Source organism: Streptomyces sp. NPDC090994 (assembly GCF_044768905.1).
GTDB lineage: Bacteria > Actinomycetota > Actinomycetes > Streptomycetales > Streptomycetaceae > Streptomyces.
The window spans coordinates 1-25,693 of sequence record NZ_JBIVWS010000029.1; the positions used below are offsets into that span (position 1 = coordinate 1).

The following is a 25,693-nucleotide window of genomic DNA, read 5'->3' on the forward strand; positions in this document are numbered from 1 at the left end:
CCGCCACCCGCGCCGCCGCCCTGGACGCGCACGCGACCGAACTGCGGCGCATCGAGCGTTCGTTGCACGACGGCACGCAGGACCGCATCGGTCACTTACGGGGGTGGAGCGTGTTGACGCGCCAACCGCTGCGGGCGGACACCCCCCACCCCGTCCCCTTCCCGCCGTACGCGGGTGCGGGCGCGGGCGCGGTACGGCGTACCCGCGTCACCGCGGGCAAGCGTGCCTCCCCCAGTGCCTGAACGGCCTGGGAGGTACCCCCAGGGGCGATGGGGGTTCCCCCGCTAGAGCGAAGCCGAGAGTGGGGGGGTGGGCGCGGCGGCAACCGGTCAGCGCCGGGTCGCGCCCCCCACCTCAGCCAAAAGCACGTGCACCGACGGCGTCACCCCGCCAGATGCCGCTCCACCGTCGCGACCTTGGACGTCAGTCCGTCCGTCACGCCGGGGCGGATGTCGGCCTTCAGGACCAGGGAGACCCGCGGAGCCCTCGCCTCCACCGCCGCGACCGCGCGCTTGACGACGTCCATGACCTCGTCCCACTCACCCTCGACGGACGTGAACATCGCGTCGGTGCGGTTCGGCAGGCCCGACTCGCGGACCACCCGCACCGCGTCGGCCACGTACTCCCCCACGTCCTCGCCGACGCCCAGCGGCGTCACGGAGAAGGCGATGATCATGCGTTCACGACCCCTTCCTGGCGGGCGCGGGACGCGATCACCGCGTCCTCGGCCTCCCGCTTCAACCGCCGCTCGGCGAAGAAGCCGCCGGTGGGCAGGACCGAGAGGACGAAGTAGAGGATGCCGGTGCCGGCGGACCACTTGGCGCGGTTCCACGCGTCCGCCCAGAAGATCACGTACAGGACGAACAGGATGCCGTGGACCATGCCCATCACCGGCACGGCGTTGAAGTCGGTGGTGCGCTTCAGCACCGAGCAGACGAGCAGGAGGAGGAAGGAGATCGCCTCGGGTGCGGACACCAGGCGGAGGCGGCGGAGGGCTGCGGCGGTCTTGAGGTCCACGGGGTCACCTTCGGAGGGCTTCGGGAGGAGAGACGTCGACGATCATCTTGTGAACGTGCGCACAAGCGCTCGGCCATTGTGGCAAATCACCGGCGCGCCCGGCCGGGCGGGTGCGGACTCGGTTACCTTCGCAGATGTGGCGATGTTCCGACTTCAGAGCAGCAAGGTGCTCGCCGTCGACATGACCGGGGACGCCGTCAAGGCGAAGAACGGCTCCATGGTCGCGTACGACGGACAGATGAGCTTCAAGAAGCTGAGCGGCGGGGGTGAAGGGCTGCGCGGGATGGTGACGCGGCGGATCACCGGGGAGCAGATGACCGTGATGGAGGTGAAGGGGCACGGGACCTGCTGGTTCGCGGATCGGGCGTCCGAGATCAATCTGGTGGGGCTGCGGGGGGAGAAGCTGTACGTGGAGTCCAGCAATTTCCTCGCGGCCGAGGCCGGGCTGCGGACGGGCACCGAGTTCACCGGACTGCGGGGTGCCTCGCAGGGCAACGGGCTGTTCACGACGACCGTCGAGGGGCACGGGCAGGCGGCGATCATGTCGGACGGGCCGGCGGTGGTGCTGCGGGTCAGTGCGCAGTGTCCGCTGACCGTCGATCCGGGGGCGTACGTCGCCCACCAGGGGAATCTGCGGCAGTCCTTCCAGTCGGGTGTGACGTTCCGCACGGTCCTGGGGGAAGGCGGCGGGGAGGCCTTCCAGATCCGGTTCGAGGGGGACGGGCTGGTGTACGTCCAGCCCAGTGAGCGGAACACGATCGCGGGGGAGGTGTGACGTGGCGTTCCGGGAGATCAACGCGAAGGTGGTCGAGGCGACCGTGATGCCGGGGCAGCAGCTGTTCAGTCAGCGGGGGGCCATGCTGGCGTACCGGGGGGACGTCTCGTTCACGCCCAATGTGCGGGGCGGGCAGGGCGGGGTCATGTCGATGATCGGGCGGCGGGTCGCGAACGAGGACACGCCGCTGATGACCGTGGAAGGCAGCGGGACCGTGCTGTTCGGGCACGGCGGGCACCATGTGCAGGTGATTCAGCTGGCCGGGGATGTGCTGTACGTGGAGGCCGATCGGTTGCTGGCCTTCGAGGGGACCCTGGAGCAGGGCACGGTCTTCCTCGGCGCGCAGGGCGGGGTCATGGGGATGGTGCGGGGGCAGGTCAGCGGGCAGGGGCTGTTCACCACCTCGCTGAAGGGGCACGGGGCCGTGGCCGTCATGGCGCACGGGGGTGTGATCGAGGTGCCGATCGTGCCGGGGCGTCCGGTGCACGTCGATCCGCAGGCGTACGTCGCCCATCACGGTGATGTGCGCAACAAGCTGTCGACGGCGCTGGGGTGGCGGGACATGGTGGGGCGCGGGTCCGGTGAGGCGTTCCAGCTGGAGCTGAGCGGGAGTGGCGCGGTGTACGTGCAGGCGTCGGAGGAGAAGCTGTGAGCGTCGTTCATCACGACCCGGTGACGCTGCCGGTCGACGACAACGTCAACCCGTACACCTTCTGTGTGGAGCTGACGGGGAGCCAGTGGTTCCTGCAGAAGGGGAAGATGATCGCCTACTACGGGGCGATCGAGTTCAACGGGATCGGGCACGGGCGGCTGGACCGGCTGGTGCGGTCTTCGTTCCATTCGCCTTTGCACGCCGGTGACTGGGTGGTGGCGGAGGGGTCGGGCAAGATGCTCCTCGCCGACCGGGCCTTCGATGTCAATTCGTTCGACCTGGAGGACGGCAACCTGACCATTCGCTCGGGCAACCTGCTTGCTTTTCAGCCAAGTCTCGCGCTGAAGCAGTCGATCGTTCCCGGGTTCCTGACGCTGATCGGTACGGGCAAGTTCGTGGCCGCGTCGAACGGGCCGGTGGTGTTCATGGAACCGCCGATCCGGGTGGACCCGCAGGCACTGGTGGGGTGGGCCGACTGCCCCTCGCCGTGCCACCACTACGACCACGGGTACATGACCGGGCTGATGGGCGGTCTACGTGCGATGACGGGCCTGGGCGGGGCGTCCGGGGAGGAGCACCAGTTCGAGTTCGTGGGGGCGGGGACGGTGCTGCTCCAGTCGAGCGAGGCGTTGATGGCGGAGCAGGCGGTCGGGGGTACGCCGCAGGAGCCCGGGGTGCCGGGTGGCGGGGCGCACGGGCCGCAGGGGGCGGCGCCCGGGACACCGCGTCTTCCCGGACAGCTCGGAGACCTCCAGCGCCGCTTCGGGCTGTGAGCGGTACCCTGCGGAGGGTGACCTCGAACGCGTGCGCACCGCCACTCGATCACTCTTACTAGTTCGCCTTTCAACTTCTTAGGTAGACTTCATCCATGGAGACCGAGACGGCCACCCGCTGGCTGACCGATGCGGAGCAGTCCGCCTGGCGCACCCACCTGGAGGTCAACAAGCTGCTGACCTACCAGCTCGAAAAGGACCTGCAGCCGTTCGGCCTGACAATGAACGACTACGAGATCCTGGTGAACCTCTCCGAGTCGCCGGACGTGCGGATGCGGATGAGCGACCTCGCCACCGCCACCCTCCAGTCCAAGAGCCGCCTCTCGCACCAGATCACGCGCATGGAGAACGCCGATCTGGTACGGCGGGAGAACTGCGAGTCCGACCGCCGGGGGCTGTACGCGGTGCTCACCGAGCACGGCACGGCGACCATGCGGAAGGTCGCGCCGCACCATGTGGCGTCCGTGCGCAGGCACTTCATCGACCTGCTGTCCCCCGAGGCGCTGACCGAGCTGGACAAGGCGCTGCGGCCCATCGCCGATCATCTGCGGGGGCAGCGCGGCCGTCCCTGACCACCGCTACGGGGCGGCGGGCAGGCGGAGTTCGAAGAGGGCGCCGCCCTGGGGGGCCTCGCGGACGGTGAGGGTGCCCGCGTGGCGTACGGCGACGTCCCGGGCGATCGCGAGGCCGAGGCCGGCGCCGCCGTCGTCGCGGCTGCGGGCCGCGTCGAGGCGTACGAAGCGTTCGAAGATCCGGTCCCGGTCGGCGGCCGGGACGCCCTCGCCGTCGTCGGCGACCGCGAGCACGGCCGTGCCGCCCTCGCGCCGTACGGAGACCTCGACCGTGGCGCGGGCGTGCCGCTGGGCGTTGTCCAGCAGGTTGGCCAGCACCCGGCCCAGTTGGCCCCGGGAGCCCTCGACCGTCACCTGCGGGTCCGACGACCGTACGGCCACCCCGGGCCGCCCTTCGGCCTGCTCCCGGGCGAGCGCGGCCAGGTCCACGCGGCCGTCGGCCGGGCGCTCCCCCGCGTCCAGGCGGGCGAGCAGCAGCAGGTCGGCGGCGAGCCGCTGGAGCCGTACGGTGTCCTCGACGGCTCCCTCGACGTCCAGCAACTCGGGGTGGGCGGCGCCCACTTCGAGCTGGGTGCGCAGGGACGCGATGGGACTGCGCAGTTCATGGGAGGCGTCCGCGACGAAGCGGCGCTGGCGTTCGACCGAGGTCTGGAGGGCGGCCAGGGTCTCGTTGGTGGTCAGGGCGAGGCGGGCGACCTCGTCGTGGGTGTCCGGGACCGGGACGCGGCGGGCCAGGTCCTCGGAGGCGGTGATCGCGGCCATCTCGCGCCGGATGCCCTCGACCGGGCGCAGCGCGCGCCGGGTGACCAGCCAGGTGACGGCGGCGACGACGGCCGCCAGGCACGGGAAGCCGATCAGCATGACGGTCAGCGCGGTCCGTACGGCGCCGTGTTCGGCGGAGAGCGGGGAGCCCGCGTACACGGTGAGGGTGCCGCGGTCGTCGGTCTCCACGGTGACGGCGGCGAAGCGGTAGTCCTCCGTGTCGCCGTCGATCGTCGCGGAGCCGTCGGTGATGGTCGTCCCCTCCCCGATCTCGCCGGGTTCCAGTCCTTCGCCGTCCTCGCGGTCCTCGTCGTCCTCGTCGCCGGTGGTGGCGGCGGGCGACGGGCTCGGGCGGACGTCGTCCAGGCCGGTACCGCTGATCCGCTCCAGGTCCTCGCCGGCCGCGACCAGCACGCCGTTCTCGTCGGCCACCTGCACCGGCCGGTCGTCCACGTCCAGGGAGAGGTCGTCGTAGGGGGTGCCGGCGGCGAGCTGGGCGGCGACCTCCCGCGCGGAGCGCTCGGCCGAGGTGCCGGCCTCGCCGAGCAGGTTCGAGCGCAGGGACAGCAGTACGGCGGTCCCGGCGGCGACCAGCGCCACGGCGACCACCAGGGTGGCGGCGAGCGTCGCGCGGGCCCGGACGGAGCCGAGGAGGCGGCTCATCGGCCCGTCTCCAGGCGGTATCCGGCGCCGCGGACGGTCACGATGAGCCCGGCGCGCAGCTTGCGCCGCAGGGCGCTGACGTACACCTCGACGATGTTCGGGTCGCCCTCGTAGGCGAAGTCCCACACGTGCTCCAGGATCTCGCCCTTGGAGACCACCTCGCCGGCCCGCACCACCAGTTGTTCCAGTACGGCGAACTCCCGCGCGGTCAGCGTCACCTCGTCGTCGGAGAGGAAGACCCGGCGGGCGGCCGTGTCGACCCTCAGGTCCCCGTGCACGTGCACCGGGGAGGCTCCGGGCCCCTGCCGGCGGCGCAGCAGCGCCTTGACGCGGGCGACGAGGACGACGTACGAGAAGGGCTTGGTGAGGTAGTCGTCCGCGCCCGTGTCCAGGCCCTCCGCCTCGTCGTACTCGCCGTCCTTGGCGGTCAGCATCAGGATCGGCACCTCGTGGCCGGCGGCGCGCAGGGCGGCGCAGACGCGGTAGCCGTTCATGCCGGGCAGCATGATGTCGAGGATCACCAGGTCGTACGTGCCCTCACCGGCCCGGTGCAGGCCCTCCAGGCCGTCGTGGACGACGTCCACGGCGTAGCCCTCGGCCGTCAGGCCCCGGGCCAGCGACAGGGCCAGTCGCTTCTCGTCCTCCACGATCAACAGGCGCATGGGTGAAGGGTCGCAAACGGCTCCTGAAGATTCCTTCAGGAGGCTTCAGGTTCCTCTCAGCGTCGGCCCGCGACAGTGAAGCCACGTCAGGGAGAAACGAACCGACTCGGGAGGAACTTCTCATGAAGCGCAACATCGTCATCGCCGCCGTCACGGCCGCCGCGCTGATCGGCGGGGGCACGGTCACGGCGGTCGCGGTCGGCGGGGGGAGCGGGGCTGCCGGCGGGACGAGCAGGGCGAGTGCGGCGAGTGACGCGAGTGACGCGAGTGAGTCGAGCGGGGACGGGCAGGCGGCCGGGACGAAGGTGACGGCGGCCCAGGCGATCGCCGCCGCGCTGAAGGACACCTCCGGTACGGCCGTCTCCGCCGAGCTGGACGACGAGGACGACGAGGGCGAGGCGGCCTCGTGGGACGTCGACGTCCTGGGCGGCGACGGCACCTGGCACAGCGTCCGGATCGACCCGGCCGACGGGTCGGTCCTCGGCTCCCACACCGACGACGAGGACGACACCGGTGAGGTGCGGGCCGCGCTGAAGGGCGGTTCCGTCACCGCCGCCGAGGCCGCTCGGGCCGTGGCCGGCAAGGGCACGGTGACCTCCGTCGACCTGGACGACGACGGCCGGGACAAGGGCTGGGAGGTCGAGACGCGCACCTCCGGCAAGGGCGAGCGGGAGTGGCGGGTCGACCTGGGCTCGGGCAAGGTCACGGCGGACCGGGACGACGACTCGGACCATGACGACCACGACGGCCACGACGACCACGACGGCTCCGACGACGCCGGTGACTCCGACGACGACTGAGGACGGCTGAGGACAGCGGAGGACAGCGGAGGACGGCGGCGGCCGGTAGGCGGAACGGCGGCGCGGGACGCCCGTCAGCCCGCCGTCCCCTCCGTCAGCCCCGCCACCAGTTCGTCCGCCGCCCGGTACGGGTCCAGCTCCCCCGCCACGATCCGTTCCGCCAGCGCTCCCAGGCGGCGGTCGCCGTGCAGGTCGCCGATGCGTTCGCGCAGGGCCGTCACCGCGATGGTCTCCACCTCGCGGGCGGCCCGGGCCCGGCGCCGTTCGGTGAGGAGCCCCCGTTCCTCCATCCAGGCCCGGTGCTTCTCCAGCGCCTCGACGACCTCGTCGATGCCCTCGCCGCGCGCCGCGACCGTCTTGACGATGGGCGGGCGCCAGTCGCCGGGGGCGCGGGACTCGCCGAGGCCCAGCATGTGGTTCAGCTCCCGCGCGGTGGCGTCGGCCCCCTCGCGGTCGGCCTTGTTGACGACGTACACGTCGCCGATCTCCAGGATCCCGGCCTTGGCCGCCTGGATGCCGTCGCCCATGCCGGGGGCGAGCAGGACGACGGAGGTGTCGGCCTGGGAGGCGATCTCCACCTCCGACTGGCCGACGCCGACCGTCTCGACCAGGATCACGTCGCAGCCCGCCGCGTCCAGGACGCGGATCGCCTGCGGGGCGGCCCAGGCGAGGCCGCCGAGGTGGCCCCGGGTCGCCATGGAACGGATGTAGACGCCGGGGTCGGAGGTGTGGTCGCCCATCCGTACCCGGTCGCCGAGCAGGGCGCCGCCGGAGAAGGGGGAGGAGGGGTCGACGGCCAGGACGCCGACCCGCTTGCCCTGCTTGCGGTAGGCCGTCACCAGCGCCGAGGTCGACGTCGACTTGCCGACGCCCGGTGACCCGGTGAGGCCGACGACGTACGCCCCGCCGGTCAGCGGGGCCAGGGCCGCCATGACCTCGCGGAGTTGGCCGGACGCCCCCTCCACCAGGGAGATGAGCCGGGCCACGGCACGCGGCCGGCCTTCCCTGGCCTGGGCCACCAGCGCGGAGACGTCCTGCATGTCCACGGTTCCTTTCAGCAGCGGTCAGGCCTTCGGTACCCGGACGATCAGCGCGTCACCCTGGCCGCCGCCGCCGCACAGGGCCGCCGCGCCGGTGCCGCCGCCGCGCCGCTTCAGCTCCAGCGCCAGGTGGAGTACGAGGCGGGCGCCGGACATGCCGATGGGGTGGCCGAGGGCGATGGCGCCGCCGTTCACGTTCACCTTTTCGGTGGAGACGCCGAGGTCCTTCATTGACTGCGCGGCGACCGCCGCGAACGCCTCGTTGATCTCGATCAGGTCGAGGTCGGAGACGTCCAGGCCCTCCTTGCCGAGCGCGTGCCGGATCGCGTTCGACGGCTGCGACTGCAAAGAGTTGTCCGGCCCGGCCACATTGCCGTGGGCGCCGATCTCGGCCAGCCACTCCAGGCCCAGCTCCTCGGCCTTGGCCCGGCTCATCACGACGACGGCCGCCGCGCCGTCGGAGATCTGCGAGGAGGAGCCGGCGGTGATCGTGCCGTCCTTCGCGAACGCGGGGCGCAGCCGGCCGAGCGACTCGGCGGTGGTGTCGGGGCGGATGCCCTCGTCGGTGGCGCACAGCACCGGGTCGCCCTTGCGCTGGGGGATCTCCACCGGCGTGATCTCGGCCTCGAAGATCCCGTTCTTCTGGGCGGCGGCGGCCCGCTGGTGGGAGAGGGCGGCGATCTCGTCCTGCTCGGCGCGGGTGAGGCCGAGGCGGGTGTTGTGCTTCTCGGTGGACTCGCCCATCGCGATGTTCTCGAAGGAGTCGGTCAGACCGTCGTACGCCATCGCGTCGATCATCTCGATCGCGCCGTACTTGACGCCCTCGCGGGACTTGGGCAGCAGGTGCGGGGCGTTGGTCATGGACTCCTGGCCGCCCGCCACGACGATGTCGAACTCGCCGGCCCGGATCAGCTGGTCGGCCAGCGCGATGGCGTCGAGGCCGGAGAGGCAGACCTTGTTGACGGTGAGCGCCGGGACGTTCATCGGGATGCCGGCCTTGACGGCGGCCTGCCGGGCCGGGATCTGTCCGGCGCCCGCCTGGAGCACCTGCCCCATGATCACGTACTGGACCTGGTCGCCGCCGATCCCCGCACGGTCGAGGGCGGCCTTGATCGCGAAGCCGCCGAGGTCGGCCCCGGAGAAGGACTTCAGGGAGCCGAGGAGGCGTCCCATGGGGGTGCGCGCACCCGCGACGATCACGGAGCTGTTCGGAGTGGAAGCCATGAGCTGCGGTCCCCTTACCGGCCTGCGCGGCCGAGGAGTGAACGAGGGTTTACTCGAAGGTACCGAGCGGTATGCCACCCGTCATCGGGCCGTCGGTGTGATCGCGCGCACGTTGCGTAACCGCCTGTGCGGCGCTCCACTGAACCCATGCTGACGCGAATCGACCACATCGGAATCGCCTGTCATGATCTCGACGCGACCGTCGAGTTCTACCGGACCACCTACGGCTTCGAGGTGTCCCACACCGAGGTGAACGAGGAGCAGGGCGTACGCGAGGCCATGCTCAAGATCAACGATACGTCGGACGGCGGATCCTCGTACCTCCAGCTGCTGGAGCCGACCCGCGAGGACTCCGCCGTGGGCAAGTGGCTGGCCAAGAACGGGGAGGGCGTGCATCACATCGCCTTCGGGACGGCGGACGTCGACGGGGACGCGGCGGACATCCGGGAGAAGGGCGTCCGTGTGCTGTACGACGAGCCGCGACGGGGTTCGATGGGGTCGCGGATCACCTTCCTGCATCCGAAGGACTGTCATGGCGTACTCACAGAACTGGTCACTTCGGCGGCTGTTGAGTCACCTGAGCACTGACCCTCGTACATAGGGGCCGGTAGGGTTGGGCGCGGTCGCCGCTCGATCCAGGGTGACCCGGCCCCGTCGGCGACGGTGGGGCCGTTGCCGGGGTCCGGGTTTCGGGGGACGAGCGCCGGGGCAGCAGCACATGCTCCGCCGTTGATCTGACACCATTCCCCGGGGGCCCCGTTCGGCGGACGGCCGGGGTTCGTTCGGAGAGTGTTGCGACCAGGGGACGGATGGGACCGCGCAGTGCGGGGCTACGAGAGCCAGGAGCGAGAGCCGGCGGCTGACGTCGACCACCTCTCTCGGTTCGAGGCCGAGATGAAGCGGCTGAAGACCGAGCGGGAAAAGGCGATCCAGCACGCCGAGGACCTCGGCTACCAGGTCGAGGTGCTGCGCGCCAAGCTGCACGAGGCGCGGCGCACCATCATGTCCCGGCCCGCCTTCGACGGCGGCGATCTCGGGTACCGCGCCGAGCAGTTGCTGCGCGACGCGCAGGTGCAGGCCGACCAGATCCGGGCGGACGCCGAGCGCGAGCTGAGCCAGGCCCGCGCGCAGACCCAGCGCATCCTCCAGGAGCACGCCGAGCAGGCGGCCCGGCTCCAGGCGGAGCTGCACCAGGAGGCGGTCAACCGGCGCCAGCAGCTCGACCAGGAGCTGGCCGAGCGCCGGCAGACCGTCGAGAGCCACGTCAACGAGAACGTGGCGTGGGCCGAGCAGCTGCGCGCCCGTACCGAGCAGCAGGCCCGCCGGCTGCTCGACGAGTCCCGGGCCGAGGCCGAGCAGGCCATGAGCGCCGCCCGCGCGGAGGCCGAGCGGCTGACCGCCGAGGCCCGGCAGCGGCTGCGCGGTGAAGCGGAGTCGGCGCGTGCCGAGGCCGAGCAACTGCTGCGCCGCGCCCGCGCGGACGCCGAGCGGCTGCTGAACACGGCCGCGGGGCAGGCCCAGGAGGCCACCGACCACGCCGAGCGGCTGCGCAGCACCACCGCCACCGAGTCCGAGGAGGCCCGCCGCCGCGCCCAGGAGCTGAGCCGGGCCGCCGAGCAGCGGATGGCCGAGGCCGAGGAGGCCCTGCGCAAGGCGCAGAGCGAGGCCCAGAAGGTGGTCACCGAGGCCGAGGAGGCCGCCGCCAAGGCCCTGGCGAGCGCCGAGGCGGCCAACGAGACGCGGACGCGGACGGCGAAGGAGCAGGTCGCCCGGCTGGTCGGCGAGGCCACCAAGGAGGCCGAGGCCACCAAGGAGGAGGCCGAGCAGCTCGTCGCGGACGCCCGCGCGGAGGCCGAGAAGATCGTCGCCGAGGCCGCCGAGAAGGCCCGTACGATCACCGCCGAGGAGACCGCGAGCCAGCTCTCCAAGGCGGCCCGGACCGCCGAGGAGGTGCTCAACAAGGCGTCCGAGGAGGCCAAGCGGACCACCAAGGCCGCCACCGAGGAGGCCGAGCGGATCCGCACCGAGGCGGAGGCCGAGGCGGACCGGCTGCGCGCCGAGGCGCACGACATCGCCGAGGAGCTCAAGGGCGCGGCGAAGGACGACACCAAGGAGTACCGGGCCAAGACGGTCGAGCTCCAGGAGGAGGCGCGGCGGCTGCGCGGCGAGGCCGAGCAGTTGCGCGCCGACGCGGTCGCCGAGGGCGAGAAGATCCGCGCCGAGGCCCGCAAGGAGGCCGTCCAGCAGATCGAGGAGGCGGCCAAGTCCGCCGAGGAGCTGCTCGCCAAGGCCAAGGCGGACGCCGAGGAGCTGCGGCAGACCGCGACCACGGACAGCGAGAAGGTCCGCACCGAGGCGATCGAGCGGGCCACGACGCTGCGCCGGCAGGCCGAGGAGACCCTGGAGCGTACGCGGGCGGAGGCCGAGCGGCACCGCGCGGAGGCCGTCGAGGCGGCCGAGGAACTGCGGGCGGACGCCGAGCGCGCCGCCGCCGAGCTGCGCGAGGAGACCGAGCGGGGCGTCGAGGCCCGCAGGGCGGAGGCCGCCGAGGAGCTGACCCGGCTCCAGACGGAGGCCGAGGAGCGGCTCGCCGCGGCCGAGCAGGCGCTGACCGAGGCCCGCGAGGAAGCCGGGCGGATCCGCCGGGAGGCCGCCGAGGAGGCCGAGCGGCAGCGCGTCGAGGCCGCCGAGCGGGTCCGTACGCTCCAGCAGCAGGCCGAGGAGGAGGCCGAGCGGCTGCGTGACGAGGCCGCGGCCGACGCCTCCGCCTCCCGCGCGGAGGGCGAGGCCGTCGCCGTACGCCTGCGGTCCGAGGCGGCGAGCGAGGCCGAGCGGCTGAAGTCGGAGGCGCAGGAGAGCGCCGACCGGGTGCGGGCGGAGGCGCAGAGCGCCGCCGAGCGGCTCGCCGCCGAGGCGTCCGAGACGCTGGCCGCCGCCCAGGAGGAGGCCGCCCGGCGCCGCCGCGAGGCGGAGGAGCTGCTCGGCTCGGCCCGCCAGGAGGCCGGGCAGGAGCGGGAGCGGGCCCGGGAGCAGAGCGAGGAGCTGCTGGCCTCGGCGCGCACCCGGGTGGAGGAGGCGCAGGCCGAGGCGGTCCGGCTGGTCGAGGAGGCGGACCGGCGGGCCACCGAGATGGTGTCGGCGGCCGAGCAGCACGCCACCCAGGTACGGGAGTCCGTCGCGGGCCTGCACGAGCAGGCCCAGGAGGAGATCGCCGGGCTGCGCAGCGCCGCCGAGCACGCGGCGGACCGTACCCGGCGCGAGGCCGAGCAGGAGGCGGACCGGGTCCGCGCCGACGCCTACGCCGAGCGGGAGCGGGCCAGCGAGGACGCGAGCCGGCTGCGGCGCGAGGCGCAGGACGAGACGGAGGCCGCCAAGGCGCTCGCCGAGCGGACCGTGTCCGAGGCGATCACCGAGGCCGACCGCGTCCGCGCGGACGTCGCCGAGCACGCCCAGCGGGTGCGCACCGAGGCGTCGGACACCATCGCCGAGGCCGAGCAGAGCGCGGCGCGCACCCGGGCGGACGCCCGCGAGGACGCCAACCGCATCCGGTCCGACGCGGCGACGCAGGCGGACACGCTCATCACCGAGGCCCGGTCCGAGGCCGAGCGGCTGACCACGGAGACGGTCGCGGAGACGGACCGGCTGCGCGCCGAGACGGTCGCCGAGACCGACCGGATGCGGGCCGAGGCGTCGAAGGCCCTCGCCGATGCCGAGGAGGCCGCGACCCGCGCCCGCACCGAGGCCCGGGAGGACGCCAACCGGCTGCGCCAGGACGCGGCGGAGCAGGCGGACCGCCTGATCACCGAGGCCCGGTCCGAGGCCGAGCGCCTGACCACGGAGACCCTGGAGGACACCGACCGGCTGCGCACGGAGACCGTCGCGGAGGCGGAGCGGGTCCGTACGGAGGCATTGGCCGAGGCCGAGCGGGTACGGAGCGAGGCGGCGGCCCAGGCCGACCAGGTGCTCTCGGACGCCGCCGGGGAGGCGGAGCGGCTGCGCGCCGAGGCCGCCGAGACGGTGGGCTCCGCGCAGCAGCACGCCGAGCGGATCCGCGCCGAGGCGCAGCGGGTCGAGGCGGAGGCGGCGGCGGAGGCCGAGCGGGTGACGACGGCCGCCCGCGAGGAGGCCGAACGCGCCCTGGACGAGGCCCGCAAGGAGGCCAACAAGCGGCGCTCGGAGGCGGCCGAGCAGGTCGACAAGCTCATCACGGAGACCACGGCCGAGGCCGACAAGCTGCTCGCCGAGGCCCGGCAGCAGGCGCAGAAGACCACCGCGGACGCGGAGGGGCAGGCCGACACGATGGTCGGCGTGGCCCGCGCCGAGGCCGACCGGATCGTGGCCGAGGCGACGGTCGAGGGCAACACCCGGGTGGAGAAGGCCCGTACCGACGCCGACGAACTGCTGGTCGGCGCCCGCCGGGACGCCACCGCCATCCGGGAGCGCGCGGAGGAGCTGCGCGACCGGCTCACCGGCGAGATCGAGGAGCTGCACGAGCGGGCGCGGCGCGAGGCGGCGGAGACCATGAAGTCGGCGGGCGACCGGTGCGACGCGCTGGTCAAGGCCGCCGAGGAGCAGCTCGCCAAGGCGGAGGCGAAGGCCAAGGAGATCGTCTCGGAGGCCAATTCCGAGGCGGGCAAGGTCCGTATCGCCGCGGTGAAGAAGGCCGAGGGGCTGCTCAAGGAGGCCGAGCAGAAGAAGGCCAAGCTGGTCAAGGAGGCCGAGGAGCTGAAGGCCGAGGCGGTCCGCGAGGCCCGTCGTACGGTCGAGGAGGGCAAGCGCGAACTGGAGATCCTGGTCCGGCGCCGCGAGGACATCAACGCGGAGATCTCCCGGGTGCAGGACGTGCTGGAGGCGCTGGAGTCCTTCGAAGCGCCGGCCGGGGGCAAGGACGCCGGGGTCAAGGCCGGAGCGACGGTCGGAGCCCCTCGTTCGGGTGGCAAGTCGTCAGACGGGTAGCGTTGAGGGCGGATTCGGTGTCTCCTGGGACCTTTGGCCGACACGCTCGGCTAGAGCTTTGACCAAAACTTGAGCGAGGCATCGGCGTGTCCGCCACTCAAAAGAGGTGTCATTCTCCAGATCAAACACGCATCCGCTCGATTACACACCGCGTTGGCCCCTAGGATTCCACCTATCACCTCACCGGTCTCATTCGACAGGAACCCCATGAGCGACACTTCCCCCTACGGCTTCGAGCTTGTGCGGCGTGGGTACGACCGCGCTCAGGTGGACGAACGAATCTCCAAGCTCGTCTCCGACCGTGACAGCGCTCTCGCCCGCATCACCGCTCTGGAAAAGCGCATCGAGGAGCTTCACCTCGAGACCCAGAACGCACAGGCCCAGGTCTCCGACGCCGAGCCGTCGTACGCCGGGCTCGGCGCGCGGGTCGAGAAGATCCTGCGGCTCGCCGAGGAAGAGGCGAAGGAACTGCGCGAGGAGGCCCGGCGCGCGGCGGAACAGCACCGCGAGCTGGCCGAGTCGGCCGCCCAGCAGGTGCGCAACGACGCCGAGTCGTACGCGTCCGACCGCAAGGCCAAGGCGGAGGACGAGGGCGTCCGGATCGTCGAGAAGGCCAAGAGTGACGCCTCGCAGCTGCGTGCCGAGGCCCAGAAGGACGCGCAGTCCAAGCGCGAGGAGGCCGACGCCCTCTTCGAGGAGACCCGCGCCAAGGCCGCGCAGGCCGCCGCCGACTTCGAGACCAACCTGGCCAAGCGCCGCGAGCAGTCCGAGCGCGACCTGGCCTCCCGTCAGGCCAAGGCCGAGAAGCGTCTCGCGGAGATCGAGCACCGCGCGGAGCAGCTCCGCCTGGAGGCGGAGAAGCTGCGCACGGACGCCGAGCGCCGCGCCCGCCAGACCGTGGAGACGGCGCAGCGTCAGGCCGAGGACATCGTGGCCGACGCCAACGCCAAGGCCGACCGCATCCGTTCGGAATCCGAGCGCGAGCTGGCCGCCCTCACCAACCGCCGCGACTCCATCAACGCGCAGCTCACCAACGTGCGCGAGATGCTGGCGACCCTCACGGGCGCCGCGGTGGCCGCCGCCGGGTCGTCCACCGACGACGACTCCATCTCCCGCGGAGTGCCCGCCCAGCAGTCCCGCTGACGTCGACGCCCGGGTCGGACCATTGACGTAGCCCTCTGCCACTGGGGTGGCAGAGGGCTACGTCGCGTTCTAGCGTGGGCGGCATGATCGAGCTCTCGGGGCTGACCAAGCGGTACGGCGAGAAGGTGGCGGTCGACAATCTGTCCTTCACCGTGCGGCCGGGGATCATCACGGGCTTCCTCGGACCCAACGGCGCGGGCAAGTCGACGACCATGCGGATGGTGCTGGGCCTGGACCGGCCCACCGCCGGGGACGTCCGGATCGACGGCAAGCACTACGACCAGCTCAAGAACCCGTTGACGTACATCGGCGCGCTGCTGGACGCCAAGGCGATGCACGGCGGGCGCAGCGCGTACCACCACCTGCTCTGCCTGGCGCAGGCCAACGGGATTCCGGCGCGGCGGGTGCACGAGGTGCTGGACACGGTAGGTCTGACGGCGGTGGCGAAGAAGAAGGCCAAGGGGTTCTCGCTCGGCATGGGGCAGCGGCTCGGCATCGCGGGCGCGCTGCTCGGTGACCCCCGCATCCTGATGTTCGACGAGCCGGTCAACGGGCTCGACCCCGAGGGCATCCACTGGATCCGGAACCTGATGAAGACCCTGGCCGCGCAGGGCCGGACGGTGTTCGTGTCGAGTCACCTGATGAGCGAGATGGCGCTGACCGCGGACCACCTGGTCGTCATCGGACAGGGCCGGCTGCTGGCCGACACCTCGATGGCCCAGTTCATCGCCGAGAACTCGCGCTCCTACGTCCGGGTCCGCAGCCCGCAGCGGGAGCGGTTGCTGGACGTGCTGTCCGAGGCCGGGATCACTCCGGCACGGACCACGGACGAGGCGCTGGAGGTGGACGGCGACAAGTCCGAGGCGATCGGCGAGCTGGCCGCGCGGCACCGGATCGTGCTGCACGAGCTGAGTCCCCAGCGGGCCTCCCTGGAAGAAGCGTTCATGCAACTGACGGCGGAGTCGGTCGAGTACCACGCGCACGACGGGCAGCCGGCCGCGCAGCGGCCGCCGCGGCAGCAGGTCTGGGGCAGCGACTGGAGGAAGGGATGAGCATGGCGGCGACGCAGGTGGTCCGCTCGGAGTGGACCAAGATCCGGTCGGTGGCGTCCACCGTGTGGACGCTGGGGCTGGCCGTGGTCGTCACCATCGCCCTCGGCATGCTGATCTCGGCGCTGTCGAAGAGCCAGTTCGACAACATGAACGAACAGGACCGGCTCACCTTCGACCCGACGTTCATCAGCTTCGCCGGCATGAGCCTGGGCCAGCTCGCGATGATCGTCTTCGGGGTGCTGGTGGTGGCCAACGAGTACAGCAGCGGCATGATCCGCACCTCGCTGGCCGCCGTGCCCCAGCGCGGCACCTTCCTGGCCAGCAAGATCGCGGTCGCCACCCTGCTCGCCCTGCTGGTCTCCATGGCCACCAGCTTCGCCTCCTTCTTCCTCGGCCAGGCGATGCTGGGCGACCTGAGCGCGTCCATCGGCGACGACGGGGTGCTGCGCGCGGTGATCGGCGGCGGCCTCTACATGACGCTGATCGCGGTGTTCTCCATGGGCGTCGCGGCGATGCTGCGCTCACCGATGCTGTCGCTGGGCATCCTGATGCCGTTCTTCTTCCTCATCTCCAACATCCTGGGCAGCGTCGACGTGACGAAGAAGGTCGGGCGGTTCCTGCCGGACCAGGCCGGCAGCAAGATCATGGAAGTGGTCCCGCCGCTCGACGACGACACCCCCTACGGTCCGTGGGGCGGCCTCGGCATCATGGTGCTCTGGGTGATCGCGGCCCTCATCGGCGGATACGTCGTGCTGAAGCGGCGGGACGCCTGACAAGGGACCGCGGGGCGACCTGATCCGCCCGGATGTGAACGGAACCGTCAGCGCCTGGATAAGCTCCTAACTCTTACGGGGGCGTGCGCCCCGCTGTCCTGATCCTTTCGATGGGTGCGGAGCATGATCGAGGCTGTCGGCCTGACCAAGCGCTACGGCGACAAGACCGCTGTGTACAACCTGTCCTTCCAGGTACGTCCCGGCACTGTCACCGGCTTCCTCGGGCCCAACGGCTCGGGCAAGTCGACGACGATGCGGATGATCCTCGGCCTGGACAACCCCACCGCGGGACACGTGACGATCGGTGGGTTCCCCTACCGCAAGCTGCCCAACGCCCCCCGCCAGGTCGGCGCCCTCCTCGACGCCAAGGCCGTGCACGGCGGCCGGGCCGCCCGCAACCATCTGCTGAGCCTCGCCCAGCTCTCCGGCATCCCGGCCCGCCGGGTGGACGAGGTGCTCGGCGTGGTCGGCCTCCAGGACGTCGCCAGGCGGCGCTCCAAGGGCTTCTCCCTCGGCATGGGCCAGCGGCTCGGCATCGCCGCGGCCCTGCTCGGTGACCCCCAGGTGCTGCTCTTCGACGAGCCGGTCAACGGCCTCGACCCCGAGGGCATCCTCTGGGTGCGCAACCTGATGAAGGCGCTCGCCGCCGAGGGCCGCACGGTGTTCGTGTCGAGTCACCTGATGAGCGAGATGGCGCTGACCGCCGACCACCTGATCGTCATCGGGCGCGGACAGCTGATGGCCGACATGAGCGTGAAGGACTTCATCTCGGCCAACTCCGCCGACTTCGCCCGGGTCCGCACCCCCGACACCGAACCCCAGCTGCGCGAGAAGCTCTCCTCGGCGCTCACCGAGGCGGGCGGCCACGTGCTGCCGGAACAGGACGGCGCGCTGCGGGTGACCGGGCTGCCGCTCCCCCGGATCAGCGACCTCGCGCACGAGGCCGGCGTACGGCTGTGGGAGCTGTCGCCGCACCAGGCGTCGCTGGAGGAGGCGTACATGCGGATGACGCAGGGCGCCGTCGACTACCGCTCGACCGTCGACGAGAAGGCCGGGCTCCAGCAGCCCCTGCCGCCCGGCGCGCAGCCGCCGATGCCGGTGCCCGGTCAGGGCCAGCCCGGCTGGTACGCCCCGCCGCCGCCCCAGCAGGGCGGGCAGCCGTTCGCACCCCCCGCGCAGAGTCCCCAGGGCCCGTACGGCGGACCGGGGGCGCCCGCCGCGCCGCCGGCCAACCCGTACGCGCAGGCGGCGCCCGGCCAGGTCCCGGGGCAGTCCGCGGCCCCGGCGCCCGCCCCCGCCCCCGCCTCCTCTCCCACTCCCTCCCCGACCGAGCCCGAGGACGCCCGATGAGCACGCCCCAGCCCCCGATGCCGCAGGCCGCACCCGACCGGTGGGCGGCGCCCGGTCCGGCGTACGCCGGTTACACCTCCCCCATCCCGGTCGTGCGCACCCACCTGATGCACGCCGTCGCCTCCGAGTGGACGAAGATCCGGTCGGTGCGCTCGACGCTGTGGACGCTCGGCGTCTTCGTCCTGCTGGTGGTCGGCATCGGCCTGCTGGTCGGCGCGGTGGTGGCCCGCACCGAGGGCGACATGGCCGGCAGCAGCCCGCTGCAGCTGGGCTTCTTCGGTCTGTTGCTCGGCAGCATGTGCCTGATGGCGCTCGGCGTGCTGACCACGGCGTCGGAGTACGGCACCGGCCTGATCCGGACCACCATGACCGCCTGCCCCAGCCGCGGGCGGGTGCTGGCCGCCAAGGGCCTGGTGTTCTTCCTGCTCTCGTTCGTGGTGACGCTGGTCTGCGTCACGCTCGTCGCCTTCGCGCACGTGGCCCTGCTGGACGGGGCGGACGAGCCCACCGGCCAGGACTGGTTCAAGGCCACCGTCGGCGTCTCCCTCTACATGGCGCTGCTCGGCCTGCTCTCGCTCGCCGTCGGCTCGGTCATCCGCCACTCGGCGGGCGCCATCACCATCATGATCGGCCTGCTGCTGGCGCCGCTGGTGATCGCGATGTTCATGTTCTCGGAGTCGCTGAACGGGGTGCAGGCGTTCCTGCTGGAGTACTCGATTCCGAACCAGCTCAGCGTCTTCTACGCCAACTCGCTGTCGGACTCCGGCCCGTCGGGCTGGGAGCCGCTGTGGATCATCCTCGGCGTCACGGCCGTGGTCTACGGCGTCGCCTTCGCGCTGCTGGAGCGGCGGGACGTCTGAGCCGGCGTCAGGACGTCAGAACCGCGGCGCGTTCCGGGACCGCTGCACCCGTGTGGTGCGGCGGTCCTTCGCGTTCCAGCAGGACTTGTGCCAGTGCCGGCGGTCGTCGACGCCCGCGTGGTCGGGCCAGGCCACCACGTGCGGGACGCCGTCCGGGATCATCTGGTCGCAGCCGGGGCAGCGGTAGGACTTGCCCTGCGCGCTCGCGCCCGCCACGTGCCGCACGTACCAGTCCTCGCCCTGCCAGCTCTCGGCGGACTGCCACCCGCCGTAGCGGCCGGGACGGTCGTCCTCGGCGCTGCGGCCGGACGAACCGGCTCCCTTGGGTCGGTTGCGACGCGGGGACACAGGACACCTCACGGGTCTATACAGGGAAGTACGGGCCGTAACCAGCCTACGCGGGCGCGACAAGGGGTACGCGTACGGCGCCCGGGGCGGCGGGAGATCCGCGCACGGGGCGTCACGGGCGCCGCGAGGGTCACCGGCGTCCTGCCGGGCGGCCCGTTCGACGGCCTGCCGGGCGGCCCGTTCGACGGCCCGCTGGGCGGCCCGTTCGACGGCCTGCCGCAGGCCCGCCGAACGGCCTGCCGGGCGGCCCGTTCGACGGCCCGCTGGGCGGCCCGTTCGACGGCCTGCCGCAGGCCCGCCGAACGGCCTGCCGACGGTCCGCTGACGGCCCACCGACGGCCTATTCGGCAGACAATCCGCAAATCTCCTCGCCCAGCCGTGTCCTCGGCACGTGTCAGGCGGTTATGCCCTGTGGGGGAGCTCCGTGTCGGAGCCAAGGAAGCAGGAAAAGGCAATGCGCGTAGGAAGTTTCGTGCTGGCGGCCCAGTTCCCGGGGCAGGGCCAGGGGGAGGCACTGCACCGGGCGGTCCGCTCGGCCGAGGTCGCGGAGGAGGCGGGGCTGGACACGGCCTGGCTCGCCGAGCATCACTTCGTGCCGTACGGCACCTGCCCGTCGGCGGTGACCCTGGCCGCGCTGCTGCTCGGCCGCACCCGCCGCCTCAGGGTCGGCACGGCGGTCAGCGTACTGCCCACGGCCCACCCCGTGGCCCTCGGTGAGCAGGCCGCGCTGCTCCACCTGACCAGCGGTGGCCGGTTCTCGCTGGGCGTGGGCCGCGGCGGGCCCTGGGTCGACCTGGAGGTCTTCGGCGCGGGCCTGGAGGCGTACGAGAAGGGGTTCCCGGAATCCCTCGACCTGCTGCTGCGCTGGCTGCGGGAACCGGTGGTCGAGGCCATAGGGGAACGCTTCCGGTTCCGTGCGGTGCCGGTCGTCCCGCGGCCGTCGGAGGCGCTCACGGACAGCGCCGGACCCGAGGTCGTCGTCGCCTGCACCTCACCGGCGAGCGTCCGCCTGGCCGCCGAGCGGGCGCTGCCGATGCTGCTCGGGATGCACGTCGGCGACGAGGAGAAGGCCGAGATGATCGCCCTGTGGCGGCGGCACGCGCGGGCGGCCGGCCGGTCCGCCGAGGAGATCCGGTCGGCCGCCCACGTCTCGGCCGGCGTCTGCCAGATCGCCGACCGGCGCGCCGACGCCTCGGAGGCGCTGGCGAAGGCGATGCCGGGCTGGCTGCGGCAGGGGCTCGACGCCCACGTCACGGTGGACGGCCGCCCCCGGCGGATGCGCGACCCGCTGGCCTACACCGAACTGCTCTGCGGCCTGCACCCCGTCGGCACCCCCCGACTGTGCGCCGACCGGCTCACGGCGACCAGCGAGCGCACCGGCGTCGACCGCTTCGCCCTGCTGGTGGAGGGCACCGGCGACCTCGCGGCCACCGAGGAGAACGTACGGCGGCTCGGCGCGGAGGTGCTCCCCCAGCTCCGCTGACCGGCCGCGGAGAGCTTGCCGCTCCGGAACAACCGCACCTCCCGCGTGCGGAGCGGCAAGCAGACGATCACCGGCGTCAGCAGTCGCGCAGTTCGGGCGACTGGTTCAGCAACTGGTTGCGCACCGAGGTGAAGCGGGCCAGCGTGTCGTCGACCGAGGGGTCGGTCGGGAAGACCGCCACCCGGTGGCAGTTCTGGAAGGCCAGCCGGACGCCGAAGTGCCGCTGCAGGGCGCCGCGTATCGCGTCACTCGCGAGCACACGCAGCAACTGGCCGCGTGCCTGCTCGTCCGGCGGGGGCGTCTGGTTGTCGGCGAACTCTCCGCCGTCGACCTTCAGCTGTGCCACCAGGGAGCTGATCATCTCCCACGCGTAGGGCAGGGAGGTCCGGACGCAGTCGACGAAGTCCGCTTCGTCAACCTCGCCTCGCTCGGCCTGTTCGAGTAGGGCCGGTGAGACGTCGAGCGACATGAGTACTCCTCTCGCACCCCCGACCAGCAGGGGTTGCCGGACAGTAAAGGGAGTCCGCGACAACGAACACGCTGTGTACGCGACTCGCGACCTCCCGTTGAATACCGTAAGCACCCCGACCGGGCCGCACCAGGAGAATGGCCGGATGCGCCGATTGCCGTAGGCACACAATCGGCCAGTGCGCAAGATGGGGCTTATGGGAGAAGTGGGACGGACCGTGATCGCGCCGGGCGGTGCCGTCCCAGGGTGCGAATCGCGCCGGGGCGGGCGGGTCGAGTAGCGTTGCCGACCATGCGTCTCGTCATTGCCCGCTGCTCCGTGGACTACGCCGGGCGGCTCACCGCGCACCTGCCCTCGGCTCCCCGCCTGATCCTGGTCAAGGCGGACGGCAGCGTCTCGATCCACGCCGACGACCGGGCCTACAAGCCCCTGAACTGGATGTCGCCGCCGTGCGTCCTGAAGGAGGGGACCGGCGACGAGGCGGGCGTGTGGACCGTCGTCAACAAGACAGGTGAGAAGCTCATCATCACGATGGAGGAGATCCTCCACGACTCCTCGCACGAACTGGGCGTCGATCCCGGCCTGATCAAGGACGGCGTGGAAGCGCACCTCCAGGAACTGCTCGCCGACCGCATCGAGACCCTCGGCGAGGGCTACACCCTGATCCGCCGCGAGTACCCGACCGCCATCGGACCGGTGGACATCCTGTGCCGGGACGCCGACGGGCAGACCGTCGCCGTGGAGATCAAGCGGCGCGGCGAGATCGACGGCGTCGAGCAGCTCACCCGTTACCTCGATCTGCTGAACCGCGATCCCCACCTCGCCCCGGTGCGCGGTGTCTTCGCCGCGCAGGAGATCAAGCCGCAGGCCCGGGTGCTGGCCACCGACCGCGGCATCGGCTGCCAGGTGCTGGACTACAACGCGCTGCGCGGCATCGAGGACGACAAGCTGCGGCTGTTCTGAGCCGAGGCGGTACGAGGCGAGGGCCGGGACCCCTGTGGGTCCCGGCCCTCCGCCATGTCTGCCGTGCCCGCCGTGCCCGCCTCAGATGATCTGCGGCGACACCGAGCCCGGCCGCGTACCGCTCGCGCTGGACTGCGGCGCGCTCGCCGAGCCGCTCGTGGAGGCGCTGGTGGTGGTCGTGGGCCCACTGGCCGAGTCGGACGTCTCCGGGGACGTCTCGGCCGGCGGGTCCGAGGTCTCCGTCGGCGGCTCGGAGGTGTCCGGCGGCTCGGACGTGTCCGGGGGCTCCGACGTGTCCGGCGGCTCGGAGGTGTCCGGGGGCTCCGACGTGTCCGAGGGCTCGGAGGTGTCCGGCGGCCCGGTGGTCGACGGGTCGTCCGAGTCGTCCGGGTCGCTCGGCCCGCGGGAGCCGCTCGGGTCGTCCGACGGGGTCCCGGTGCCCGTGGGCGACGGGTCGTCGGAGGTGCCGGGAGTGCCGTCCGGGCCCGGGTCGGTGGTGCCGGCGCCGGCCGCGCCGGGCTCCCCCGCGCCGTTGCCGCCGTCGTCCTCGGGCCGGTCGGCGCCCAGGCCGCCGTCGTCGACGCCCTGGCTGGCGGACGGGTTGACGCCGACCTGGTCCGAGGGGTCGGTGCCGTCGCCGTCGGAGGTGGCGCCGAGGGTGACGACCGTGCCGAGCACGGCGACGAGCAGGGCGCTGGCGCCGGCCGCGACCAGGTTGCGCCGGGCGAAGCCCTTGATGCCGCCCCCGGCCTTGCGGGACGGGCCCAGCGAGGAGCGGCCCGCGGCCGAGGCGCTGCGGGTGACCACGGTCGGGGACTGCGGGGTCGGCTGGAGCGGCGGGAAGGGCGCCGGGACACCGGCGGGCGGCGACGCCGACTCCTCGTGCCGGGCGTCGGGCACCTCCTCGCCCGCCGTCGGGCCGTACGCGGTCGCGGCGGCGCCGATCCCCACGGTCCCGGCGGCGGGCAGGCCGACGGCGCCGAGGCCCGGGGTGTCGCCGGAGCGGTCGGCGACCAGGGCGAGGGCGCGGCGGCCGGCCACGGTGCCGCGCCGGTCGGCGGCGGCGCCGCGCAGCGCGACGGACGCCTCCAGCTCGGCGCGGGCCCGGTCGAGCTGGTCCTCGCAGAGCGCGAGGACGCCCAGCTCGTGGTGGAAGTAGGCCTGTTCGACGACGTCACCGGCGAGCCGGCTGGCCTCGCTGCCGGAGCGCAGCGCCCGCTCCCAGGCGCTCCAGTGCAGTCCGGCGGCGAACGCGGGCGCCGCCGCGCGGGCCAGCCGTACGGCCGGGTTCTCCTCGGCCTCGCCGGTCTCGGGGTCCTCGGCGGGCGGGGTCGCGGCCGGCGCGAGCACGGCCAGGGCGGCCAGCACGGCGTCGGCCTCGGCGCAGACCCGCTCCGGGGTGACCGAGGGGTGTCCGGACCACCAGGCGTAGTGCCGGGCCGCCTCCAGGAGCCGCCCGTCGGCGGCGTCGCCGTACCCGGCGGCCTCCAGCTGGGTCAGCACCCCGGCGGCGAGCCGGTAGCGGGAGCCGACCGGCGAGACCAGGCCGCAGGCGGCCAGCTCGCCGAGGGCGGCGTCCGCGTGGGTGTCGCCGGCCAGCGCGGGCAGGTGCGCCTGGTGCGGCACCTCGCCGCCGAGGGCGACGGCGAACTCCAGGGCGGCGCGGGCGGAGCCGCTGAGCGTGGAGGCGAGCAGCGGCGCGGGTGCGGCGGCCTCCCCGAGGGACGGCAGCGGTACGTCGTCGGCGGCGTCCGCGTCGTGCGGCACCGCGTCCTCGGGGGCGGCGTCGGCGCGGACGCCGAACTCGTCGGCGGGGCCGGCGCCGGCCCGCAGCCGGTCGCGGCGGCGCAGCAGGGCGCCGGCCTGGACGAAGCGCAGCGGCAGGCCCTCGGACTCGAACCAGAGGTCGCCGGCCCAGTTGGCCTCCTCCTCGGTGAGGGGCCGGCCGGCGGCGCGCTCCAGCAGGGCGACGCCGTCGGAGCGGTCGAGGCCGGTGAGGAAGACCTCCTCGACGGCCGCGTCGGCGGAGGGGGCGGCCACCTCGGGGGTGGCGGAGATCAGGAAGGCGCACTCGGGGGTGGCGTCCAGCAGGTCGTCGAGCGCGGCGCCGCCGAACTCCACGTCGTCCAGGACGACGACCGCGCCGATCTCCCGGACGTGGTCGAGCAGTTCCGCACGGGAGGGGCGGTGCAGGGGGGCGCGGTAGACGGCGTGGAAGAGGTCGTAGAGCAGGTCGTCGGCCGAGCGGTGGAAGCCGCTGAGGCGGACCACGCCGTCGGGGGCGAGGTCGGCGCAGTCCTCGGCGACCCGGTCGAGGAGGCTGGTGCGGCCGGAGCCGCCGGGGCCGCTGAGGCGGACGGAGCGGCCGCGGGCCAGCAGGCGCACCAGGCGGTCCCGCTCGTCCTGGCGGGCCAGCAGCGGCAGCGCGGGCAGCGCCGGGCCGGGCGGGACGGGGGGCCGGGTGGCGCGTTCCACCTCGGCGCGTTCGGTGGCGGTCAGCTTCTGCGGGCGGGCGGGGCGCTCGCCCGGCGGGCAGACCTCGATCTCGCTGCCGTCGACGGGGTTGACGGTGAGCAGGAAGTCGCCGGAGACCAGCTGCACCGTGCGGGCCAGCGCGGGCGCCGCCTGGCCGAAGTCGGGTGTGAGGGGGTCCCTGGGCGGGCGCGGGCGCGGCGCGTCGCCGTCGCCGTCCTGGCCGTACTCCGCAGGTCCCCGGGTGTTCGGGTCCATAGGTTCAAGCCCCCCAAAAGCGTCGTGTGCTTCGGTCACCGGTCGGGACCACCCTCCCGGCCTTGCCGCACACCGCGCTGTCGCTTCTGGTCCGGGCCCGCCAGTGGGTCGTCGAGACAGCGGGCAGCCAGACCCTAAACCGTAGTCCAGTATCTCCGACAGTCCGGGGTGCCGCGCCGTCCGAGACGTCACAGTCTCGTGAGGATTGGGTGTGTCGTGCGGTTCGGCGGGGGCTGTCCGGTCTCGCCCGGCTCTCGGGTCCCGCCAGCCCGTCGGGTCACACCCTGGGCAGGGTCTCCACTCCGATGCCGCCCTCGATCGCCAGGATGCGGTGCAGCCGGGTGGCCACCAGCAGGCGCTGCATCTGCGGCGGTACGTCGCGCAGCACCAGGCGCCGGCCGCAGCGGCCGGCCCGCCGGTGGACGCCCATGATCACGCCGAGTCCGGTGGCGTCCCAGGAGTCCAGTTCGGACAGGTCGAGCACCAGGTCGCCGGCCCCGTCGTCGACGGCCGAGTGCAGGGCCGTACGGGCGTCCGCCGCGCTGCGGACGTCGAGGCGGCCCCCGACGGCCAGCTCGGCGTGGTCGCCCCTGATGTGCATATGCGCTCCCCGTGCGTGCGTCTCG

General features: G+C 72.9%; 25 protein-coding genes. 15 read left to right on the forward strand and 10 right to left on the reverse strand.

The window, feature by feature from the left end:
* On the forward strand, positions 1 to 242 hold a 242-nt coding region (locus ACIQR3_RS34215; RefSeq protein ID WP_403544934.1), incomplete at its 5' end, for a hypothetical protein.
* Positions 243 to 382: 140 nt separating this feature from the next.
* Here ACIQR3_RS34215 and ACIQR3_RS34220 read toward each other — a convergent pair.
* Together ACIQR3_RS34220 and ACIQR3_RS34225 are read right to left on the reverse strand one after the other, a co-directional pair.
* The gene (locus tag ACIQR3_RS34220; protein ID WP_403544936.1) at positions 383 to 676 is read right to left on the reverse strand and encodes an MTH1187 family thiamine-binding protein; all 294 of its coding nucleotides are present in this window, start codon (positions 674 to 676) and stop codon (positions 383 to 385) included.
* Positions 673 to 1,017 carry a DUF3817 domain-containing protein gene (locus ACIQR3_RS34225; protein WP_215165727.1) on the reverse strand — a complete coding sequence of 115 codons (345 nt, stop codon included), beginning with the start codon at positions 1,015 to 1,017 and terminating at the stop codon, positions 673 to 675. The genes ACIQR3_RS34220 and ACIQR3_RS34225 overlap by 4 nt, the downstream gene beginning before the upstream one ends.
* A 142-nt stretch (positions 1,018 to 1,159) precedes the next feature.
* Here ACIQR3_RS34225 and ACIQR3_RS34230 point away from each other — a divergent pair, with 142 nt between their 5' ends.
* The 4 genes from ACIQR3_RS34230 (at position 1,160) to ACIQR3_RS34245 (ending at position 3,789) form a co-directional block, all read left to right on the forward strand.
* Positions 1,160 to 1,792, forward strand: coding sequence for an AIM24 family protein (locus ACIQR3_RS34230; RefSeq protein ID WP_403545026.1), 633 nt, complete (start codon positions 1,160 to 1,162; stop codon positions 1,790 to 1,792).
* Position 1,793: 1 nt separating this feature from the next.
* Positions 1,794 to 2,444, forward strand: coding sequence for an AIM24 family protein (locus ACIQR3_RS34235; protein ID WP_403544938.1), 651 nt, complete (start codon positions 1,794 to 1,796; stop codon positions 2,442 to 2,444).
* Positions 2,441 to 3,217 carry an AIM24 family protein gene (locus tag ACIQR3_RS34240; RefSeq protein WP_403544940.1) on the forward strand — a complete coding sequence of 259 codons (777 nt, stop codon included), beginning with the start codon at positions 2,441 to 2,443 and terminating at the stop codon, positions 3,215 to 3,217. Before ACIQR3_RS34235 ends, ACIQR3_RS34240 begins: the two co-directional genes overlap by 4 nt.
* A gap of 95 nt (positions 3,218 to 3,312) precedes the next feature.
* Positions 3,313 to 3,789: a MarR family winged helix-turn-helix transcriptional regulator gene (locus ACIQR3_RS34245; protein WP_403544942.1), complete on the forward strand. Its 477-nt coding sequence runs from the start codon at positions 3,313 to 3,315 to the stop codon at positions 3,787 to 3,789.
* Positions 3,790 to 3,795: 6 nt separating this feature from the next.
* Here ACIQR3_RS34245 and ACIQR3_RS34250 read toward each other — a convergent pair whose 3' ends face one another.
* Both ACIQR3_RS34250 and ACIQR3_RS34255 read right to left on the reverse strand, forming a co-directional pair.
* Positions 3,796 to 5,214 carry an ATP-binding protein gene (locus ACIQR3_RS34250; protein ID WP_403544944.1) on the reverse strand — a complete coding sequence of 473 codons (1,419 nt, stop codon included), beginning with the start codon at positions 5,212 to 5,214 and terminating at the stop codon, positions 3,796 to 3,798.
* Positions 5,211 to 5,876 (reverse strand): response regulator transcription factor, encoded by a 666-nt coding sequence (locus ACIQR3_RS34255; RefSeq protein ID WP_403544945.1) that lies wholly within the window; start codon positions 5,874 to 5,876, stop codon positions 5,211 to 5,213. The genes ACIQR3_RS34250 and ACIQR3_RS34255 overlap by 4 nt, the downstream gene beginning before the upstream one ends.
* Before the next feature lie 122 nt (positions 5,877 to 5,998).
* Between ACIQR3_RS34255 and ACIQR3_RS34260 the strand changes: the two genes are divergently transcribed.
* Positions 5,999 to 6,676, forward strand: a complete 678-nt coding sequence (locus ACIQR3_RS34260) for a PepSY domain-containing protein (RefSeq protein ID WP_403544947.1) — start codon at positions 5,999 to 6,001, stop codon at positions 6,674 to 6,676.
* Between the two features lie 74 nt (positions 6,677 to 6,750).
* On the opposite strand, the gene meaB is transcribed toward ACIQR3_RS34260, so the two are convergent.
* Together meaB and ACIQR3_RS34270 are read right to left on the reverse strand one after the other, a co-directional pair.
* Entirely contained in the window at positions 6,751 to 7,716 is a 966-nt protein-coding gene (meaB, locus tag ACIQR3_RS34265) for a methylmalonyl Co-A mutase-associated GTPase MeaB (protein WP_403544949.1), read from the reverse strand.
* Positions 7,717 to 7,740: 24 nt separating this feature from the next.
* Entirely contained in the window at positions 7,741 to 8,940 is a 1,200-nt protein-coding gene (locus tag ACIQR3_RS34270; protein ID WP_403544951.1) for an acetyl-CoA C-acetyltransferase, read from the reverse strand.
* A 147-nt stretch (positions 8,941 to 9,087) separates the two neighbouring features.
* Between ACIQR3_RS34270 and mce the strand changes: the two genes are divergently transcribed.
* The 7 genes from mce to ACIQR3_RS34305 all read left to right on the forward strand — a co-directional run bounded on the left by mce (position 9,088) and on the right by ACIQR3_RS34305 (position 19,074).
* On the forward strand, positions 9,088 to 9,528 hold the full coding sequence (mce, locus tag ACIQR3_RS34275) for a methylmalonyl-CoA epimerase (RefSeq protein WP_215165715.1): 441 nt from the start codon (positions 9,088 to 9,090) through the stop codon (positions 9,526 to 9,528).
* 234 nt (positions 9,529 to 9,762) lie between these two features.
* Positions 9,763 to 13,896 (forward strand): polarized growth protein Scy, encoded by a 4,134-nt coding sequence (scy, locus tag ACIQR3_RS34280; protein WP_403544953.1) that lies wholly within the window; start codon positions 9,763 to 9,765, stop codon positions 13,894 to 13,896.
* A gap of 207 nt (positions 13,897 to 14,103) precedes the next feature.
* On the forward strand, positions 14,104 to 15,039 hold the full coding sequence (locus ACIQR3_RS34285; RefSeq protein ID WP_403544955.1) for a cellulose-binding protein: 936 nt from the start codon (positions 14,104 to 14,106) through the stop codon (positions 15,037 to 15,039).
* An 83-nt stretch (positions 15,040 to 15,122) separates the two neighbouring features.
* Positions 15,123 to 16,091, forward strand: coding sequence for an ABC transporter ATP-binding protein (locus ACIQR3_RS34290; RefSeq protein ID WP_403544957.1), 969 nt, complete (start codon positions 15,123 to 15,125; stop codon positions 16,089 to 16,091).
* A complete protein-coding gene (locus ACIQR3_RS34295) occupies positions 16,088 to 16,864 on the forward strand; it encodes an ABC transporter permease (RefSeq protein WP_403544958.1) in 777 nt (258 codons plus the stop codon). Before ACIQR3_RS34290 ends, ACIQR3_RS34295 begins: the two co-directional genes overlap by 4 nt.
* A 123-nt stretch (positions 16,865 to 16,987) precedes the next feature.
* Positions 16,988 to 18,214 (forward strand): ABC transporter ATP-binding protein, encoded by a 1,227-nt coding sequence (locus ACIQR3_RS34300; protein WP_403544960.1) that lies wholly within the window; start codon positions 16,988 to 16,990, stop codon positions 18,212 to 18,214.
* Positions 18,211 to 19,074, forward strand: a complete 864-nt coding sequence (locus ACIQR3_RS34305; protein WP_403544962.1) for an ABC transporter permease subunit — start codon at positions 18,211 to 18,213, stop codon at positions 19,072 to 19,074. The genes ACIQR3_RS34300 and ACIQR3_RS34305 overlap by 4 nt, the downstream gene beginning before the upstream one ends.
* A 15-nt stretch (positions 19,075 to 19,089) precedes the next feature.
* Here the strand turns inward: ACIQR3_RS34305 and ACIQR3_RS34310 are convergent, their stop codons facing one another.
* Positions 19,090 to 19,422: an ATP/GTP-binding protein gene (locus ACIQR3_RS34310; protein WP_403544964.1), complete on the reverse strand. Its 333-nt coding sequence runs from the start codon at positions 19,420 to 19,422 to the stop codon at positions 19,090 to 19,092.
* A 454-nt stretch (positions 19,423 to 19,876) separates the two neighbouring features.
* Between ACIQR3_RS34310 and ACIQR3_RS34315 the strand changes: the two genes are divergently transcribed.
* Positions 19,877 to 20,905, forward strand: a complete 1,029-nt coding sequence (locus ACIQR3_RS34315) for an LLM class flavin-dependent oxidoreductase (protein WP_403544965.1) — start codon at positions 19,877 to 19,879, stop codon at positions 20,903 to 20,905.
* Positions 20,906 to 20,981: 76 nt separating this feature from the next.
* Here the strand turns inward: ACIQR3_RS34315 and ACIQR3_RS34320 are convergent, their stop codons facing one another.
* Complete coding sequence (locus ACIQR3_RS34320; RefSeq protein WP_215165705.1) at positions 20,982 to 21,374, reverse strand: SCO5389 family protein; 393 nt, start codon at positions 21,372 to 21,374, stop codon at positions 20,982 to 20,984.
* A gap of 291 nt (positions 21,375 to 21,665) precedes the next feature.
* Here ACIQR3_RS34320 and nucS point away from each other — a divergent pair, with 291 nt between their 5' ends.
* Positions 21,666 to 22,337, forward strand: a complete 672-nt coding sequence (gene nucS / locus ACIQR3_RS34325) for an endonuclease NucS (protein ID WP_215165704.1) — start codon at positions 21,666 to 21,668, stop codon at positions 22,335 to 22,337.
* Positions 22,338 to 22,418: 81 nt separating this feature from the next.
* On the opposite strand, the gene ACIQR3_RS34330 is transcribed toward nucS, so the two are convergent.
* Positions 22,419 to 25,067 (reverse strand): ATP-binding protein, encoded by a 2,649-nt coding sequence (locus ACIQR3_RS34330; protein ID WP_403544967.1) that lies wholly within the window; start codon positions 25,065 to 25,067, stop codon positions 22,419 to 22,421.
* Between the two features lie 277 nt (positions 25,068 to 25,344).
* Positions 25,345 to 25,668, reverse strand: coding sequence for an STAS domain-containing protein (locus ACIQR3_RS34335; protein WP_215165699.1), 324 nt, complete (start codon positions 25,666 to 25,668; stop codon positions 25,345 to 25,347).
* Positions 25,669 to 25,693: the final 25 nt, after the last annotated feature.

Bases quoted from the DNA above. Each gene is read 5' to 3' on its own strand.
- ACIQR3_RS34220 (WP_403544936.1), bottom strand. From the start codon at position 676: ATGATCATCGCCTTCTCCGTGACGCCGCTGGGCGTCGGCGAGGACGTG.
- ACIQR3_RS34230 (WP_403545026.1), top strand. From the start codon at position 1,160: ATGTTCCGACTTCAGAGCAGCAAGGTGCTCGCCGTCGACATGACCGGG.
- ACIQR3_RS34245 (WP_403544942.1), top strand. From the start codon at position 3,313: ATGGAGACCGAGACGGCCACCCGCTGGCTGACCGATGCGGAGCAGTCC.
- ACIQR3_RS34250 (WP_403544944.1), bottom strand. From the start codon at position 5,214: ATGAGCCGCCTCCTCGGCTCCGTCCGGGCCCGCGCGACGCTCGCCGCC.
- ACIQR3_RS34255 (WP_403544945.1), bottom strand. From the start codon at position 5,876: ATGCGCCTGTTGATCGTGGAGGACGAGAAGCGACTGGCCCTGTCGCTG.
- ACIQR3_RS34260 (WP_403544947.1), top strand. From the start codon at position 5,999: ATGAAGCGCAACATCGTCATCGCCGCCGTCACGGCCGCCGCGCTGATC.
- meaB (WP_403544949.1), bottom strand. From the start codon at position 7,716: ATGCAGGACGTCTCCGCGCTGGTGGCCCAGGCCAGGGAAGGCCGGCCG.
- ACIQR3_RS34270 (WP_403544951.1), bottom strand. From the start codon at position 8,940: ATGGCTTCCACTCCGAACAGCTCCGTGATCGTCGCGGGTGCGCGCACC.
- mce (WP_215165715.1), top strand. From the start codon at position 9,088: ATGCTGACGCGAATCGACCACATCGGAATCGCCTGTCATGATCTCGAC.
- ACIQR3_RS34285 (WP_403544955.1), top strand. From the start codon at position 14,104: ATGAGCGACACTTCCCCCTACGGCTTCGAGCTTGTGCGGCGTGGGTAC.
- ACIQR3_RS34290 (WP_403544957.1), top strand. From the start codon at position 15,123: ATGATCGAGCTCTCGGGGCTGACCAAGCGGTACGGCGAGAAGGTGGCG.
- ACIQR3_RS34295 (WP_403544958.1), top strand. From the start codon at position 16,088: ATGAGCATGGCGGCGACGCAGGTGGTCCGCTCGGAGTGGACCAAGATC.
- ACIQR3_RS34300 (WP_403544960.1), top strand. From the start codon at position 16,988: ATGATCGAGGCTGTCGGCCTGACCAAGCGCTACGGCGACAAGACCGCT.
- ACIQR3_RS34305 (WP_403544962.1), top strand. From the start codon at position 18,211: ATGAGCACGCCCCAGCCCCCGATGCCGCAGGCCGCACCCGACCGGTGG.
- ACIQR3_RS34315 (WP_403544965.1), top strand. From the start codon at position 19,877: ATGCGCGTAGGAAGTTTCGTGCTGGCGGCCCAGTTCCCGGGGCAGGGC.
- ACIQR3_RS34320 (WP_215165705.1), bottom strand. From the start codon at position 21,374: ATGTCGCTCGACGTCTCACCGGCCCTACTCGAACAGGCCGAGCGAGGC.
- nucS (WP_215165704.1), top strand. From the start codon at position 21,666: ATGCGTCTCGTCATTGCCCGCTGCTCCGTGGACTACGCCGGGCGGCTC.
- ACIQR3_RS34330 (WP_403544967.1), bottom strand. From the start codon at position 25,067: ATGGACCCGAACACCCGGGGACCTGCGGAGTACGGCCAGGACGGCGAC.
- ACIQR3_RS34335 (WP_215165699.1), bottom strand. From the start codon at position 25,668: ATGCACATCAGGGGCGACCACGCCGAGCTGGCCGTCGGGGGCCGCCTC.